22 protein-coding genes are annotated in these 15,039 nt (G+C 47.6%); 13 read left to right on the top strand and 9 right to left on the bottom strand.

Annotation, left to right across the window (positions count from 1 at the left end; all coding sequences use genetic code 11):
• Nucleotides 1–115: 115 nt before the first annotated feature.
• The 3 genes from AC50Y5_RS13465 (at nucleotide 116) to AC50Y5_RS13455 (ending at nucleotide 2,388) form a co-directional block, all read left to right on the top strand.
• Nucleotides 116–1,000, top strand: a complete 885-nt coding sequence (locus tag AC50Y5_RS13465; RefSeq protein ID WP_494861266.1) for an NAD-dependent epimerase/dehydratase family protein — start codon at nucleotides 116–118, stop codon at nucleotides 998–1,000.
• Nucleotides 1,001–1,029: 29 nt separating this feature from the next.
• Complete coding sequence (locus tag AC50Y5_RS13460; protein ID WP_494861264.1) at nucleotides 1,030–1,845, top strand: GNAT family N-acetyltransferase; 816 nt, start codon at nucleotides 1,030–1,032, stop codon at nucleotides 1,843–1,845.
• A 96-nt stretch (nucleotides 1,846–1,941) separates the two neighbouring features.
• Nucleotides 1,942–2,388: a DUF1284 domain-containing protein gene (locus AC50Y5_RS13455; protein ID WP_494861262.1), complete on the top strand. Its 447-nt coding sequence runs from the start codon at nucleotides 1,942–1,944 to the stop codon at nucleotides 2,386–2,388.
• Between the two features lie 387 nt (nucleotides 2,389–2,775).
• Here the strand turns inward: AC50Y5_RS13455 and AC50Y5_RS13450 are convergent, their stop codons facing one another.
• The gene (locus AC50Y5_RS13450; protein ID WP_056036414.1) at nucleotides 2,776–3,510 is read right to left on the bottom strand and encodes an MgtC/SapB family protein; all 735 of its coding nucleotides are present in this window, start codon (nucleotides 3,508–3,510) and stop codon (nucleotides 2,776–2,778) included.
• A 453-nt stretch (nucleotides 3,511–3,963) separates the two neighbouring features.
• On the opposite strand from AC50Y5_RS13450, the gene AC50Y5_RS13445 reads away from it, so the two are divergent.
• The 3 genes from AC50Y5_RS13445 to AC50Y5_RS13435 all read left to right on the top strand — a co-directional run bounded on the left by AC50Y5_RS13445 (nucleotide 3,964) and on the right by AC50Y5_RS13435 (nucleotide 6,119).
• Nucleotides 3,964–4,515, top strand: coding sequence for an MOSC domain-containing protein (locus tag AC50Y5_RS13445; RefSeq protein WP_056036415.1), 552 nt, complete (start codon nucleotides 3,964–3,966; stop codon nucleotides 4,513–4,515).
• A gap of 65 nt (nucleotides 4,516–4,580) precedes the next feature.
• Nucleotides 4,581–4,844, top strand: a complete 264-nt coding sequence (locus tag AC50Y5_RS13440) for a DUF7667 family protein (RefSeq protein WP_235533177.1) — start codon at nucleotides 4,581–4,583, stop codon at nucleotides 4,842–4,844.
• A 303-nt stretch (nucleotides 4,845–5,147) separates the two neighbouring features.
• Nucleotides 5,148–6,119, top strand: coding sequence for an ankyrin repeat domain-containing protein (locus tag AC50Y5_RS13435; protein WP_494861259.1), 972 nt, complete (start codon nucleotides 5,148–5,150; stop codon nucleotides 6,117–6,119).
• A 132-nt stretch (nucleotides 6,120–6,251) separates the two neighbouring features.
• Here AC50Y5_RS13435 and AC50Y5_RS13430 read toward each other — a convergent pair whose 3' ends face one another.
• Nucleotides 6,252–7,004: a CPBP family intramembrane glutamic endopeptidase gene (locus AC50Y5_RS13430; RefSeq protein ID WP_494861257.1), complete on the bottom strand. Its 753-nt coding sequence runs from the start codon at nucleotides 7,002–7,004 to the stop codon at nucleotides 6,252–6,254.
• Entirely contained in the window at nucleotides 6,970–7,530 is a 561-nt protein-coding gene (locus tag AC50Y5_RS13425; protein WP_494861255.1) for a PadR family transcriptional regulator, read from the bottom strand. Before AC50Y5_RS13425 ends, AC50Y5_RS13430 begins: the two co-directional genes overlap by 35 nt.
• 233 nt (nucleotides 7,531–7,763) lie before the next feature.
• Here AC50Y5_RS13425 and AC50Y5_RS13420 point away from each other — a divergent pair, with 233 nt between their 5' ends.
• Nucleotides 7,764–7,982, top strand: coding sequence for a helix-turn-helix transcriptional regulator (locus AC50Y5_RS13420; RefSeq protein WP_056036420.1), 219 nt, complete (start codon nucleotides 7,764–7,766; stop codon nucleotides 7,980–7,982).
• Nucleotides 7,979–8,692, top strand: coding sequence for a DUF3169 family protein (locus AC50Y5_RS13415; RefSeq protein WP_056036422.1), 714 nt, complete (start codon nucleotides 7,979–7,981; stop codon nucleotides 8,690–8,692). The genes AC50Y5_RS13420 and AC50Y5_RS13415 overlap by 4 nt, the downstream gene beginning before the upstream one ends.
• Here AC50Y5_RS13415 and AC50Y5_RS13410 read toward each other — a convergent pair.
• On the bottom strand, nucleotides 8,667–9,350 hold the full coding sequence (locus AC50Y5_RS13410) for a hypothetical protein (protein ID WP_494861252.1): 684 nt from the start codon (nucleotides 9,348–9,350) through the stop codon (nucleotides 8,667–8,669). The two genes, AC50Y5_RS13415 and AC50Y5_RS13410, sit on opposite strands and share 26 nt — an antisense overlap.
• Nucleotides 9,351–9,366: 16 nt before the next feature.
• A complete protein-coding gene (locus AC50Y5_RS13405; RefSeq protein ID WP_494861250.1) occupies nucleotides 9,367–9,786 on the bottom strand; it encodes a hypothetical protein in 420 nt (139 codons plus the stop codon).
• 234 nt (nucleotides 9,787–10,020) lie between these two features.
• Here AC50Y5_RS13405 and AC50Y5_RS13400 point away from each other — a divergent pair, with 234 nt between their 5' ends.
• Nucleotides 10,021–10,362: a sigma-70 RNA polymerase sigma factor region 4 domain-containing protein gene (locus AC50Y5_RS13400; RefSeq protein WP_056036428.1), complete on the top strand. Its 342-nt coding sequence runs from the start codon at nucleotides 10,021–10,023 to the stop codon at nucleotides 10,360–10,362.
• Complete coding sequence (locus AC50Y5_RS13395; RefSeq protein ID WP_235533179.1) at nucleotides 10,314–10,538, top strand: hypothetical protein; 225 nt, start codon at nucleotides 10,314–10,316, stop codon at nucleotides 10,536–10,538. Before AC50Y5_RS13400 ends, AC50Y5_RS13395 begins: the two co-directional genes overlap by 49 nt.
• Nucleotides 10,539–10,589: 51 nt before the next feature.
• On the opposite strand, the gene AC50Y5_RS13390 is transcribed toward AC50Y5_RS13395, so the two are convergent.
• Nucleotides 10,590–11,225, bottom strand: a complete 636-nt coding sequence (locus AC50Y5_RS13390; RefSeq protein ID WP_056036433.1) for a DUF1361 domain-containing protein — start codon at nucleotides 11,223–11,225, stop codon at nucleotides 10,590–10,592.
• Between the two features lie 821 nt (nucleotides 11,226–12,046).
• On the opposite strand from AC50Y5_RS13390, the gene AC50Y5_RS13385 reads away from it, so the two are divergent.
• Together AC50Y5_RS13385 and AC50Y5_RS13380 are read left to right on the top strand one after the other, a co-directional pair.
• Nucleotides 12,047–12,334 (top strand): putative quinol monooxygenase, encoded by a 288-nt coding sequence (locus tag AC50Y5_RS13385; protein WP_494861241.1) that lies wholly within the window; start codon nucleotides 12,047–12,049, stop codon nucleotides 12,332–12,334.
• Between the two features lie 14 nt (nucleotides 12,335–12,348).
• Nucleotides 12,349–12,762: an organic hydroperoxide resistance protein gene (locus AC50Y5_RS13380; RefSeq protein ID WP_099518023.1), complete on the top strand. Its 414-nt coding sequence runs from the start codon at nucleotides 12,349–12,351 to the stop codon at nucleotides 12,760–12,762.
• Nucleotides 12,763–12,860: 98 nt separating this feature from the next.
• Here the strand turns inward: AC50Y5_RS13380 and AC50Y5_RS13375 are convergent, their stop codons facing one another.
• Complete coding sequence (locus AC50Y5_RS13375; protein WP_056036439.1) at nucleotides 12,861–13,295, bottom strand: Lrp/AsnC family transcriptional regulator; 435 nt, start codon at nucleotides 13,293–13,295, stop codon at nucleotides 12,861–12,863.
• A 160-nt stretch (nucleotides 13,296–13,455) separates the two neighbouring features.
• On the opposite strand from AC50Y5_RS13375, the gene AC50Y5_RS13370 reads away from it, so the two are divergent.
• Nucleotides 13,456–13,941 (top strand): VOC family protein, encoded by a 486-nt coding sequence (locus tag AC50Y5_RS13370; RefSeq protein ID WP_056036440.1) that lies wholly within the window; start codon nucleotides 13,456–13,458, stop codon nucleotides 13,939–13,941.
• A 135-nt stretch (nucleotides 13,942–14,076) separates the two neighbouring features.
• On the opposite strand, the gene AC50Y5_RS13365 is transcribed toward AC50Y5_RS13370, so the two are convergent.
• Together AC50Y5_RS13365 and AC50Y5_RS13360 are read right to left on the bottom strand one after the other, a co-directional pair.
• Nucleotides 14,077–14,553: a hypothetical protein gene (locus AC50Y5_RS13365; RefSeq protein WP_494861238.1), complete on the bottom strand. Its 477-nt coding sequence runs from the start codon at nucleotides 14,551–14,553 to the stop codon at nucleotides 14,077–14,079.
• Nucleotides 14,543–14,968, bottom strand: a complete 426-nt coding sequence (locus tag AC50Y5_RS13360) for a YkvA family protein (RefSeq protein WP_081418841.1) — start codon at nucleotides 14,966–14,968, stop codon at nucleotides 14,543–14,545. The genes AC50Y5_RS13365 and AC50Y5_RS13360 overlap by 11 nt, the downstream gene beginning before the upstream one ends.
• Between the last annotated feature and the right edge of the window lie 71 nt (nucleotides 14,969–15,039).

Below are 15,039 nucleotides of genomic sequence, written 5' to 3'. Positions count from 1 at the left end.
CGTAACCTCCTGAATAAAGCGAATGAATTAGAATTTCCTTATATTTCTAACTGTAGCATTTGCGATAATGTTACAATACAGGAACTATACAAAAATTCAAAGCGTGGAGGTACGGATGGTGAAGGTATTGATTCTGGGAGGAACGCAGTTTTTCGGAAAAAAGCTTGTGCAGCGGCTTATTGATCAGCAGGCGGAAGTGACGATCGTTACTCGCGGCATTAAGCCTGACCCTTTTGGCGACATGGTAAAACGCATATGTGTCGACCGAACTGACGCGGCCGCATTAGCTGAAGCTGTTGGCGGGTCAAGCTTCGACGTCATCTACGACAATATTTGCTTCTCGCCTAAGGAAGCGCGGGAGGCCGTTCACCTATTTAGTGGTCGCACGAGCAAATATATCGTCACTTCTTCGATGAGCGTATATCCATTCGGTGAGGAACCGCTCACGGAGCAGGTTTTTGATCCTTATACTTGCGAGTTGCCCGAGCCAGATACATTCTCCTCCCTCAGTTATGCCGACGGAAAACGGCTAGTTGAGGCGGTTTTTATGCAAGAGGCGCCGTTTCCGGTAGCAGCGGTTCGCTTTCCGATCGTCCTCGGGCCGGATGATTACACCCGCCGGCTGCACTTCCATATTGAACATGTGCAAAAAGAAATAGCGATTGGCATGCCTGCTCCCGCAGCGAAGCTTTCGTTCATTCACTCAAATGAAGCGGCTGAATTCCTTGATTGGCTTGGTAAATCTGAGCTTACAGGGCCGATTAATGCTTGCTCTCAAGGAAAAGTCGGCTTGAATCAAATCATGTCGCTTATTGAAAGAAATGTGGGTAAACGTGCAAAAATTGTTGAAAAAGCATCCGAACAACATCAGTCGCCGTTTGGAGTGCCGGCTTCATGGTATATGGATACAAGCAAGGCGGAATCGGCAGGATTTGCATTTAAGCACATAGATGGTTGGCTGCCAGAATTGATTGATTTGCTGGCAAAAACGAAGCAATAAAGTGATTTTATAAAGAGGAGAAGAGGCTGATGCTGGAAAGGTTTGAAGGCGATGATACGGTGCTGGAGCAGGCTTCATTCCTCGCCGATGAAGTCGCCTATAATATCATTTACCGAGTTTGTGATTCGGAGACGAAGCTCTGCTGGAAGACGGCGGATGATACGTTGATTTTTGCAAAAACACCCGGCAATAGCGGCTGGCTGTGGATGGCGCCCGGGCTGCCGGACGCGGTTCGTGAGAAAATGGCTCGAAATCTGGCGGGGCAGCTGTATAGAGAAGGCATCGAGGTGACGGGGATATCGGGCAGCCCAGAGCTGGCCGGACTTTTCGCCAGAGTGTATCCGCCGTTAACAGGGCAGAGCCAGCGTCTGCATATAAAGCTGGAGGCTTATCGGTGCCCCGTCGTACGGCCGCCTTCAGGCATAGCGGGCGCCATAAGGAAAGCGAGAACGGAAGATATTAAGACGGTGGCTGGTTTCATCGCTGCGTTCACGCAGGAGGCATACGGCCAGCAGGTGGAGGTAGCTAGCCAAATTCCGGCTGCTGCGGAAATGGTAGAATCGGGTGAATTATATGTGTGGGTGGAGGAGGAGAAGCTTGTATCCATGGCAGCGATAGCCCATCGGACGGCAAGGCATGCGAGAATTAATGCGGTTTATACGGGGCTGGATGCAAGAAATCGCGGATTTGCCAGTGCATTGGTCGCAGAGGTAAGCACCATTATTGTGGCAGGGGGGTTAGAACCGATGCTGTATGCGGATGTGCAAAATCCTGCCGCAAATAAAGCGTATCGCAATATTGGCTTTCGCCCCAGCGGACAAATTTTTGAATACCGCTTCACCTAGTACGTCCTGTGCACTCGCCGCTTGTTGCTCGCAAGTATGTTAACCTTCGTGATATAATTTGGTTAACAGTGAAAGCGAGAAGCGGGAGGAAGTGTCATGAACATTCGTTTGCGGGGCCATCATTTATTTTGTCTGCTCGGTTATCGAGGCAAGGGCTACTCGGAGGGCTTCTGCGTCAATATGACAGCCGTTTATGAGCAGCTGCGTCAGCAGCCGGATACGGTCATCGAAATTATTGACGGGCCTGACGATATTTGCAAGGCGTTCCCGACGGATAAGCCGTCCCATTGCCAGAATACGAGCGTCTACCAGAAGGACCAAGCCATTTTGAAGGAAGTTGGTTTAACGATAGGCAGTGTGGCAAAATGGTCCGATGTGTGCGAGTCAGTCGCAAGCCGCATTGTGCCTGACGATATTAACCGCCTATGCTCGGACTGCCCATGGCAGCCGTACGGCATGTGCCAGGAGGGCATCGGCCATATCCGCGAATCTCGAGAGCTGAGGGCGCTCCCGGTCCCTTACTTTGAATCTACGTCTAACTAGAAAGTTGCGTGATATATGATATTGGGCAATATTCTAATTTATGGGTTCCTCTTCTTTTATGTTGTTATATTTCTTTTGATCACATTCATAATAAGGAAAAAGTCAAAAAGTAAGATAACACATACGGGTTATTGGATTTTAGCAGTTTTATTCCTATTGTTAGGTATTAGTACTTGGTTACTGTTGGATGGTGCTAATAAGGCTGTAGCTGTTCTCATTCCCGTTATCATGCTGTCAATGATCACTGTCATTAAAATGATGAGGACGCAATAAAAGAAGAAGCAATCCCGAGAGGTTAATACTCGGAATTGCTTCTTTTTGGTTAATGATCATAATTGTAAAGAAATTTAGCTTAAGCTTGGTTTATAACGGGCTTGCCAACTATAATTAAAGCGGTTCACCGCTAATTTCCATGCCCCGAACGCCATCCATGGAAGCCATGACGAGCGTTAGATCGCTGAAAAGGCTTGTTCCTTTGAATTTCACCTGAATAATAACATTCATCGTCTTCGAACCGCCCATTTGCTCAGAGGAGTCGTCGTCGTCATCCAATATGGTCAGCTTATGAATTTTCATGCCGTGCTCATGGAAAGTGGCGACTATGTCCTGCAAGCCGGAAGAGTGCTTCGCCAGCTTAAATCTAATTTCATGAATGCGTTTTGCCCGTGAAAATGTTTTTTCCAGTTTGTTGAACACAAACAAAGATATCACCGCCAATGTAGTAGAGATAGCTGCTGCAACATAAAATCCAGCTCCAACCGATAGACCGATGGCTGCTACAACCCACAAAGAAGCTGCCGTTGTCAGGCCTGATATGCCATTGCCTTTGCGGAGAATGGTGCCGGCTCCCAGGAAGCCGATGCCGCTGATGACCTGCGCCGCGAGCCTTGCCGGATCGAGACTAACACGAGGCTCGTTCGCGAATGCAGCGAATCCGTACATGGATAGCAATACGACGGTAGAAGAGCCTAGAGATACGAGAATATGCGTACGGAAGCCTGCGGAATGGCCCCCGAATTCGCGCTCCAGGCCGACAAGCCCGCCAAGCACGACTGCGAGCAGCAGGCGAATGGTCAGCTCATAATAGCTGATTTCCCATACGGAAGAAACGGCGTTCGTCATGTTAATCTCCTTTCCCGAAGAGTGGCGTCAGCGGCTGCAGACGGGTAAACGAATCAGGTTTATTTTTCAAGCAAAAATGAAAATCTACACGCAAGTACGCTTCCTCCCCATCTTATGCAAATAATGATGCCGTCAACACTTCTGCGGTTTATCAACGATAATACGATCGAATGACCGCTTAGTCAATAGCTGGAAATTCCGGAAAGCAAGTAAAATGAAAGCGCTATACCTAATATTAGTTTAGCAGAAAGCACGTACCCGCGCAGTACAATGGCGCAAAACGGCTGAAATAAAAAGACGAAAAAATGAAATATAATAACTTTATAATGATTGATTTGATCAAATAGAACTGTGGAAACCGCTCCTTTACAAGCCCGGCCTGCTAATGAACCCACACGGTGATTAATTCGAGCGAAACATATAAATACTAATTGGTGAAAAGGGGGAGCGCATATGGGTGCTGGGGTTGTGGTAAAGCAGGTTTTACTAGCGGAGGAGAAGGGGACCTTCGTAACCCGCGAGGTGCCAAGCATTGAAGTGCAGCTAGGCGGTATTCCGGGCGACCGTCATTATGGACTGCTCCGTCCAGCGGATTCTCGGCAAAAAATTTATTCTCGCGGCACGATGATTGCAAACCGCAGGCAGATCAGTATTGTGTCGGCAGAAGAGTGTGCGATTATCGCGGAAAATATGGGCTTGCCGCTTATTAAACCGCAGTGGCTAGGGGCTAACCTGCTTATTAGCGGCATCGAGAAGCTGACGGAGCTTCCGGTAGGGACGAGACTGCTGTTTCCAGATGGTACAGGCTTAATTTGTGAAGGTGAAAATCTGCCGTGCATCGCCCCCGGCAAGGTCATCGAGGAGGCAATTGGACATGCAGGGCTGCACAGCAAATTTGTTCCTGCCGCCCGCAAGCGCAGGGGAATTGTCTGTTCCGTTGAATGCGAAGGCAGCATTAAAACGGGTGACAGCGTACGCGTCATGAGGGTTAAGGCTGAAGGATAGAAACGTGCAAAGCATATTTTGCGGCTGAAAAGGGTACGCTGGCTCGTATAGGGTGGTGGTCGCAAGTGGTAACCCCGTTTCATCAGCGAATGGCGGAGCTGTGGCTGCAAAGCAAAAAAAGACCGCTTTCGCCAAGCGAAGCTGCAGAGCTGGAGCAATGCCAGCAGCTCAATGTGAATTATGTCAGCGAAGCCGCTTATTTGGCGAATATGTCGCTGCTTGCTTCAATGAGCAAGGATGTAGATTGGCAGCATGAAATATGCAAGGAAATCGAGCAATTCCAGCTGACGGGCAAACGGAAAAAATCCGGCACGGCAGGTGCGGAATAAATGCTAAAACCAATAAGCAGCGCAAAGTACCGTTTCTCTCGGCGATAGTGGGGAGAAGCGGTATTTTTCTGTTTCGGATGTTTCGGCTGCATAAAACGGCCATTAACACCAAAGGACAGCAGCGTCATATACACTTGTAGTAGCGTTTAAGGGTAAAATAGAGAGAGGAGTAATGAATTTTTTTGAAATATAGGAAAGGATATGATTTTTTTATCCATTCTCTATATTTCATCGCGAAACGGTAGCTTTGCCGCCAGAGGACGGCTTTCGGCCGTTTACGCTTGGGAAAGCGGGGGAATTTTAATGGGAACAGAATGGGACGAGCGTATGATGCAAGCTAGCAAGAGCGGGAATATAGAAGCGATCAAAACGCTGATTTCCGAAGGCATGGATTTGAATGATTCAAACAATCCAGCTATCGTTACAGCTTCAAAACAGGGCAAGCGCCCCGTATTCGAGTTTTTGCTGGAGCAGGGCGCGGATATTAATGCGGTGAATCATCTAGGCAGCTCGGCCTTGTCTCATGCCATCAGCTGGGAAAATGCTAAGGCGGTAGAAGCGCTGCTGGCACTTGGCATTGATGTCGCCTTGCATGGCGGCCTTGCTTTGCGCGGTGCGGCGGGCGGGCGTCTGGATTTGGTCAAGATGCTGGTAGAGGCAGGAGCGCCTGTTAATTTTAATGTGCCGGACATGGTGCGCCCGTATGGCGGAACACCGCTGCAAGCAGCTGCCGGCATCGGGCATTTGCCAATCGTTCGTTATTTGCTGGAGGCAGGTGCTGATCCAGCTATTAAGGACAGCTATGGAGAGCGGGCTTACACCGATGCGAAGCGCTATAAGCATAAAGAAGTGATGGAACTCATCTATTCATACGAGCCGAAGGAGCTGCATGATTTCGATAACCGAGCGGCTCAATTGAAAAAAGCAGGCCTTCCCGCCGCCATTATACGCGACCTGGGAGAGACGAGCAGCCGGGTTGAAATGCCGGATTGTGAGCAGGTATCCTATATTGAATTTGGTTCGGTATTGGACGTCTCGGAACTGGAATATGGGGGGCTCAAGCTGCTTAATTTACTTGTTGATATGGACAATTATTCGGCGCTGGGCATGTTCGTCTGGGTGCCGGCACATAAGAAATTCGCCAGCTACGATGTGGAGCATCAGGAGCTGATGCTGCTGCCGGACGCGACATGGGCGAAGCTGCGGAAAAAGCCGGGAGCGTTCATCGACCGCATATTAAACGGCGAGTATGAGCCGGAGGCGCGGGCGGACTGACTCGGGAACACAGTCGGTCCGGTTGCATACAAATCAATAAAGAGACTTCTGTTCAAGCAGCTGCTGCTTACGGAAGTCTCTTTATTTTTGCAAGCTCATGGAGAGAACTAGCTATATCAAAAAGGTGTTGCGTTAAGCTGTTGCTTTCCCTTTTCTGAGGCTCATGCCTACCCATATGCAGTGCGCCGCGAGAATTGCAATAATAAGCAGATCCGGACCGATGGCGCTGCGATCGTTGCCCAGAAACTGAATCAGGTTATGGACAAAATGGAATAGAATCAGCGGCACAATATTGCGATTTTTCACCATTAATAACGCAAGGGAAAGGCCGACTGCCAAGGAGTAAACGATTTGAATCGTCGTATCTACCGCATTTTGCCCCGATAAAGCGTTCAAAATATGAGTGACACCAAACAGCAGGCTGGACACGATGACCGCGGTGGAAGCCGATTTGCGCAGCAGGATGTTTAGAATAAGGCCGCGGTAAACCGTCTCCTCTACAAAGCCGACAAGCAAGGTGAAAAAGATGAAGAAATAAATTTCGCCCGGTGTAAGCGCCTTGAGCCCATTCGTGCCAATTACGACCAGCACAGCTACGAGCGGAAGGTAATACTTCCAGCCGCCTTGCGGAATGGCAGACAGCGGGCGAAAGCCGGCAAAGCCCCATTTTTTTCGCAAAGTTAAGTAGATGATCAAGGCAAGCGCAATAGGGATGAAAGAGAGCAGCACAGGTGCGGTATAAGCCAGTTCTTTAATGGTGGCGTAGGCTCCGGCAGCAGAGACAGCAAACAGCAGCAGCAGCTGGATAATAAGGATTGCGAGCACAGGTCTCTTTTCAGAAAAAGCGGGTTTATTTAGGGGATTGGTGTTCGTTGCGGTCATCATTTAAATCCTTCCTCTCTTTAATCGCTTGAATCCACTTCTGCTCCATTAGAAAATAGTCGAGCCCGTAGGACAGCACGGACACTCGGTAATAGTAGTTCTCCGGATTAGGCACTTCCTCCAGCTCTCCAGCAACAATGCCGGAGGTGGCCTTCAGCCTGCCAATTTCCTGACCTAAACGCATTTGGTATTCACTAAGGCGCTGCTGGCGGGTGTCTTCATCCAAATAGTCAAAAAAGAAAACCTTGAGCAGCAGCTCGCTTCGCGACAGCTGAATCGGTTCCGCCAGCCAGGCGAGAAAGGTCGCTTTGCCTTCTGGCAGCAGTGTGTAGAGCTTTTTATTTTTGCTATGATCAAGCTCCGCCGATACGCTAACCCAGCGCTTAGTCTCCAAACGCTTTAAGGCGGGATACAAGCTTCCAAAGCTCGCCCGATAGAAAATGCCGACGGAATGGTCAATCGTCTTCTTCATGTCATAGCCGCTCATTGGCTGCTCCATCAACAGCCCCAATATTATGTTTTCTAGCATCGTGATTCACTTCCATTCAGGTATTTGAATTTGTTTATAATGTATCTAATCGATATATCTATTTGATAGATATGAGTATACCTCGTTTTGGGAATTCGTCAACCATTTTTTGGAGAGGAGGCAGGCCCGCATGTTCAAAAGTTGAAGGGTGTGTAAGTTTTATTTATTATTTTGACAACTTTAGTTTACATTATGTCATGAATCCTGTATATTAAACGCATGGAGGTGGCCGTATGAAGCTCGATAATCGGGTTCGCGAATTACGGGCTCGTTTTCGAATGAGCCAGACGGAGCTGGCGGAAGCCATCGATGTCTCTCGGCAAACGATCAGCTTAATTGAACGGGGCGACTATTCCCCGTCAGTGGTTCTAGCGTTAAAGATGGCGAAGCTGTTTAAGGAGCCTGTGGAATTTATTTTCATATTGAATGATGAGGAGGAGGAACTTCAATGAGCAAGGGGAAATCACGGAAGCTGCAGTGGGTGCTTATTTTTGTCCTTAGTGGACTATTAGGATTTGGAGTTAGTTATTTTGGCATGTCGAATGCAGGGAAGTTGAATTTCGAAGGGATATCGGTGGGACTTTTTCGCCTTGATATCATCCATATGCTGTTTCTGGTCGCTTCTGTAGGAACTTGGGCTGCGAGCGTAAGGTACTGCCTGAAGTTTAACCAGGAGGAGGATAAGGAAGCGGGAGAGAAACTGCTTAGCTCCAGCATGATGCTGAACACGTTCGGTACGTATACGGCAATCGTTGGAAGCATGACGCTGCTTTCACAGATGATCATTGAGGACTTGCACGGCAAGCCAGTGCTCGCCCTTTTGATTATTTCGATATTGCTGGTGCTGGCGCATATTCGGCTGCAATCGCTGTTGTTTAAAGTGTTTAACCGCAATTTTCCGAAGCGGGTTTTTGATACCGGACGTCCTTTTGGAGCGAAGCAGGCCTATATGGACAAGCTGGATGAGGCGGAGAAATTCATTGTGTATAAAGCGTCATATCGCGCCTTCAACATGATCAACAATACGCTGTATGCGCTCGTATTTGTCACCTTTGCCTACTCCGCGTTAAGCAGCTTTCAATTGTTTCCGTTCCTCATCCTGTTAGTTTTGTTTATCGTGAACAATTTGGCGTATTTCAAGGAGACGAAGAAGTACCAGTAGCAAGCTGGCGCTTAGTGGCTGAACGGGCTTTAACCAGTAAAATCACGCCTATTAACATTTGAATACAGCCAATAAGGACGAAAAACCAAGGAAACACATATCCGAGAATGTTAGCGGTAACGGGAACGACGGCTAATTTATAACCCATTTCATAGTAACCGCTTCGTTTGATCAGGGCGATATCCAGATAATTATCTGTATGCTTGTCTATATCAACCGAACTAGCGGTTACTTGCTGGTCGGGGGAGATATAGACAAGATGGAATGATTTTTTCTCAGGCATCGTTTGTACGATAGCTATTTGATCCTGCTTATGTCCACGCTCATCATTGTTATGAAGGCGAAACACATCAATCCAAGCTCCCTCATAAAATTTTCCATTCTCATGGACAGGAACGTTCATCGGCCCAATAAGAGGAGCATCGTTCAGCAGCACCTGCAGCTCGTATCGATTTCCGCGTGGCTTCGTTACAATTTCAACCTCGTTTCCATTCAACTGACCATGGTTTCCGATCATATCGAGCTGATCAATTGTATATTGCCTGGATATTGACTTGGCTATTCTGCCTTCTCTATTCAACAAATAAATCGGGTTCAGCGAGGCGACGGCGACCCAGAGGCCTAATAATAGGAAAAATATACCGAATATTTTTTTCATGGCGAAAGTTCACAACTCATTTCAGTAATGTAGGGTAATGCCTTAATATTTTTATTCCTAAGGAAAAGGAGACGGCTGTCCCCGTGAAAAAGGCATAGAGCAGAATAGCCATCTCAGAAATATAGTAGCCGGGCGTTAGAAAAATAAAGCCGAACCCGCCCATGAAAGGGACGAGCATGGAGGGGATGAACCCGAAAATGGTCAATAATAAGGCGTAAACCGCAGTAGACTGGATATTCACAGACTTTAGGATGAGAACGATTAAAAAATAAGCAGGAACGACACAGAAAATAAAAAATAAGTTGATTCCCGTATAGAGTAGATCATATTCGCTACGTTCAGAAATTGAAAGCACAGTATAAGCTGCTTTATAAGAAAACACTCCACATAAATAACTGAAGCTAACAACTAGAAAATATATACCTAAACGCTTCATAATTTTTATTCCACCTAATTATTCATTCATCTTCAAATGGCTTCTCTAGCGTAAATATAACCTTTATTTAAACATTCCCACAGTTCTAACTTTCGTAGTACTTATTTTTATGATCCATGTTGGTCCGTTCGCTGTCCCCAATTTGTCCGGTAGATGTCCGCTGAAAAAGCTCTAAAATTGTTATAATTATCCTAACAAATGAGATGATTATGGCGATAGAGGAGGCTTAAGCAGATGGATGAGGCGAGGACGGTTATTGATTTTTATAAAAAAGAACTCTACCGCATCGGCTGGCGCATCCAGTACCAGGCGAAAAAGCAGCGCAAGCATGAATGCTCGCTCACCTATGATCCCGTACGGCCATATAGCGGTTCCGACCAGATGGAGCAGAAAATACTTGTGAAGCAGCTGCTTGCTGCGCTCCCCTCACCGCTGGGCCGAACGGTTATTCGTGAGCTGTATTTGCAGGACAAGACGGAAGCGCAGGTAGCCAAGGCGCTGAACATGAGCCAGCAGGCGGTGAATAAATGGAAGCAAAAGACGCTAAAGCAGCTATGTCAGATGATGAGTTCCTGAGGCTGCTCGACTTGGTTCGGCAAAATGACGAGCAGGCCACGCTTGCGCTGATCCGATTTTTCGAGCCGGAAATGAAGCGGATCAGCCGTTTTATCCGCATGCCCCAAGAGGATGCTGTGCAGAGCATGACTGCGGAGCTGCTTGCTTTTTTCAAGGAAGGACAAGAAGCCCCCTAGCCCAAATCGGACAGGGGGTTATAGGCAGCTAGGCATGCGGATAATTGCTCTTTACCGCCTCATCCAAGTAAATGCATAAAGCACCACATAAAAAAATAAAGTGAAAGCAAAGATCAACGACGTGAAGGGGATAAGCAGCACCTCTGCCTTCGCATTCGTTACAATCTCATAAAGCTGGCCGAATATGACATGCGGTCTTGTCCATACATCCCAAGTGTTCCAGCGGACAAACCGGCCGATATAGATGCCGAAGCTGCTGAGCAGCAAAATGCCAACAGTGAACAGCCAGCCAGCAACAGCGCCAAAGGCTTGCCTGACAAGCTGATGCAGCGAATATAACGAGACGACGCTTAGCAGCACGCCAACCGAAGCCGCTGTCAGAAAAATAAAAAGATGCTTCCAAAATTCCATCGTCTGCACAAAATGCCCGCCCCCATCGGCCTGAACCCGCATAAAGGGATGCAGCATGTCCGTAATCAAATAAGCGGAATTTGGGTAGAAGAGCAGCCATACCAGTCCTAGAGGCAGTATGATTAGTGTCTTCAACGCTGTATGCTTCTTTTTCAAATAAAAAGCTGCCAGCTCAATGATTAAGGAGAGCGCCAGTGGAACCCACGCCAGAAACACATCCCAATCCAAAAATAAATAAATTTCGCGGCCTGTTACCGCCCTTAAGTGATCCGCCAAAGTGAGGCTTGCTATAGTAGCCGCCAATAAGACGGCAATAATAACGGCTTTACTGCGCAGCTGCGTATTTTCCCAAAAATTCAGTGTAAACCCTCCCTATTCGTTTGCCTATATATGTATAACGTTTGTTTTGAGATTTTGTTGCTAGGACGTGGATGCTAACGTAAGCGTAATCGTAAGCGTAAGTGAGCCAGATCCTGATCGATGCCCACGTCAACCGTAGTTCCTCTCCTGCTGGGAATGTCACCACTCATGGATGTGAATATTTGTGAATATGAACATACGTATATGTGAACGTACTTACTGAAAAGCAGCCAGCCTCCTGCGCTTTGCTTCATGGGTCTGCTCCTAGCGAAGAAAGCTAGGCTTGGCGGACACAGCAGCAGCTATTTCAACCGAATCAAGGGTTAAGGCATAGGTCGCGGACTCAGGAGCCGCTAATTCGCTGCAAATGGCCATTTTTCAGAGATAATGTGGGCAATAACGGATTTCCTGTCCGCTTACGGCCCGAAATCGATTCAAAAGCCAAAATAGCGGAATCTCAGTCCTTGAAAAGAAGTGGGCGTCCGAACTAAGTGCAAGCTGCTGAAGCCCAACTGCTGAAGCCCAGCAATCGTGTTCCTTGCAGCATTTTTTGTTTAAGGCAGTTGACAGCGGCACAGCGATGCGTTAATATTGGTTTTATCAAATTAAATTTTATACAATTTATTAGCGATCCCATCTCATATCTACTTGCATTTCCAATTTATTGGGATAGCAATTAGCATTTTGGGTAATAAGAAAGTAGGGTGTCGCAGCACACAGCATGGAGGTAGGCACAGATGATTATTGTACAAGCATTTTTGAAGGTACAAGCAGATGCACGTGAGGCTTTTATCGAGCAGGCGAAGATTCTGATCGCCGCGACGCAGCAGGAGCCGGGCAATATAAGCTACAAGCTGTATGAGGATGCAGAGCAGCGGGGCCATTTTGTCATGCTGGAGGAATGGCGGGATCAGCAGGCGATTGACGAGCATAATGAATCGGCGCATTACACAGCATTTGCTGGCTTTGCCCGCGGCGTATTGGCGGCACCGCCAGAACTTAAGCTTTCTACACCAAAACAATAACGGAGGCTATTGATATGCAAAATTTATACACAGCAACAGTAACAGCAGTAGGCGGAAGAGACGGTCAGCTTAAATCCGAGGACGGCATTTTGGAATTAGCGATTCGCGCACCTAAGGAGCTGGGCGGCCCAGGCGGCGCAACGAATCCAGAGCAGCTTTTTGCTGGCGGCTATGCGGCTTGCTTTGAAAGTGCGTTGAACGTTGTAGCTAGAATGAAAAAGATCAAGGTTGAGAAGACGCAGGTTACAGCGCATGTCACGCTCGGCAAAGAAGACGATGGCGGCTACGGCCTGGAGGCGAAGCTGGACATTTCCGTAGTCGGAGTAGATGCGGATGTGGCGAAGGAGCTTGTTGAAGCAGCGCATCAGGTTTGCCCGTATTCGAGAGCAACAAGAGGAAACATTAAAGTGGAACTGAACATCGTTTAATCGCAAATCGAGCCATCCTTAGCGGGATGGCTTTTTTTCGTAAACAGGCATGTAGTATACTCATCGAACAGCCAGCAGCTAGCAGCCAACAGCAAGCGTTAGAGCAAAACCCTGTTCTCAATTATATTTTTCATACTAATATGGGATTTGGATGCTCCAAGCTGGGCCAGTGTGTCTTGAAATGCGGCAACCTCTCCGATAGAGGCGGTCTGTATTTTAATTAAATAATTATATTCCCCGCTAATTCGAAATAAATCCGTTACTTCGCCAGCGTTGTGGCAAAAATCGACCAGCTCTTGGCATTGCTCTGTTTTCACCAGAATAAAGGTGGTCATTCCGCGATCCAGCTCCTGCAAGCGAAACACGGTTGTGTACGAAGCGATAATATTTTTCTCTTCCAGCTTCATTATTCTTTCTTTAACGGAAGGAGAAGACATGGCGATTTGTTTGCTGATCTGTGAGATGGGCATTCTTGCATTTTGCTGAAGCAGCTGCATAATCTTTTTATCAATTTCATCAAGTTGATGATCCATTATAAGCACCCCCCAAGCTGTACTTTAAAAAATAAGTTCATTTCGCTTAATTAACTGCGATACATAAACCATTTTACCCGAAAATCCTCTTCTATCCTATGTATTTATTGCTATATTCCCCGTAAAATAAACGGCATATTCGAAACGGGAGCGATGGCAGATGACTATAAAAGGACTTGCCCATGTAGCAATTCAAGCTAAAAATTATCAAGAAACGATTGCTTTTTACACGCTCGCTTTAGGTTTTAAGGTGGGGCATCATTGGAGCTTGCCATCCTTTCAGATTGAAGAAGCTTCGATGCTGATCTCGCCTGATGGACGGACTTGTCTGGAAATTTTCGATAATGAGGCCGTCATTCCAGCACAAGGGAAAAAAGCAGCTTCTGACGAGGAAATAGCTCATGGGGCGCTGCTGCATCTGGCCTTTTATGTCGAGCAAGTCGATGTCATCTATGAGAAGTCGCTTGCCCACGGTGCCACGGCGTATATCGAACCGAGCGAGCTTTCCCTTGGGGAACCGCCGCTGCTCGTACGAAATGCACTCGTCTATAGCCCAAATGGCGAGGTTATTGAGTTTATTGAGGATGTGGATTTTGATCGCTCGGGGCTTTCGCATAATGAGCGGGCACTGAAAGAAATGAAGTAGGCATAGGCAATTGTAAATTGTAGCGTCTTTATATTTTCAGGGTGCTTATAAAATAACGAAGAAATGCGGCCCATGAGGCCGCATTTTTGATGTGTACGGAATACAGATTGACAACTTTAGGTACTGGTATTAGTACTAGTAACTGCGTGTACGCTTGAGAAGTCCCAGCAGCTCCCCCAGCACCCAGCCATAAACGGCATGGCCAACGAGCCACCAAGTCCACGCGGCACCGCTTCCGATGGACGGTGTGCGATCCGCCAGAAGCGTAGTCGGAAAAAGCACCAATCCGATCAACAGGCTGATCGCAATTACCGCATAGGTTTGCCGAACCGCAGACCAGCGAACGCTCCTAAAGAAGAGAGCTAGTCCGATGCCGACGAGCGCAGATACGACCAAGTGCAAGGCGAATTCCCCTAGCTCGGATAGCGCCAGCTCGTTCAGCAGCGGAATATAATCGACATTGAGCAGCAGCGTATAGACAGTCTCTCCAGTCAACTGCTGAACCGCCTTCATATACAATCCAAGCAGCACGCCAGCCCCTGCACCAATGGCAGCAGCGAGGGCAAGCGCCCGGGCTAAGCCGCCATTGTCCGGTTTGCGTTTATTTCGCAAACCATTGCTCCGCCATCTCGCTATGCGCGTCTGTCACATGCATGCTGATGCTGCGGTAAGCCGCCCAGAAAGCTGCTGCATCATCGGTGTAGCCGATGCCGAGCACGAAATCCGGGATCAAGTCAATCGGCATCAAAATATAAGCGAGCGCGCCAACGGCAATGACTTTAGCCGAAGTAGGCGTATTGGCGTCAATGGCGCAGTAGTACATGGCGACGGCATGCTTCGCAAATGGGATCTTTTTGGCATGCTTTTTAATTTTCCGCAGAAAGCCTTGCTTCACATACTTTTCTTGTTTGGTGGAATCGCCAATTTTGGACGTCCATTCATTGACATTCGGCGTATCCTCGGGTGCTGTCTGCTGCTCCTGTTCATCCTTAAAGCGGTAAGGCTGGCCTGTAATCAAGTTATCCATTATCATTTGCCCCTTTCATCGTTAAAATCCATCTATTGCTTAACAGCTTCATAGCCTCAACCATCCAGACT

Source organism: Paenibacillus sp. JT22N7, assembly GCF_059383875.1.
This window is presented reverse-complemented; position numbering and strand designations above follow the sequence as displayed.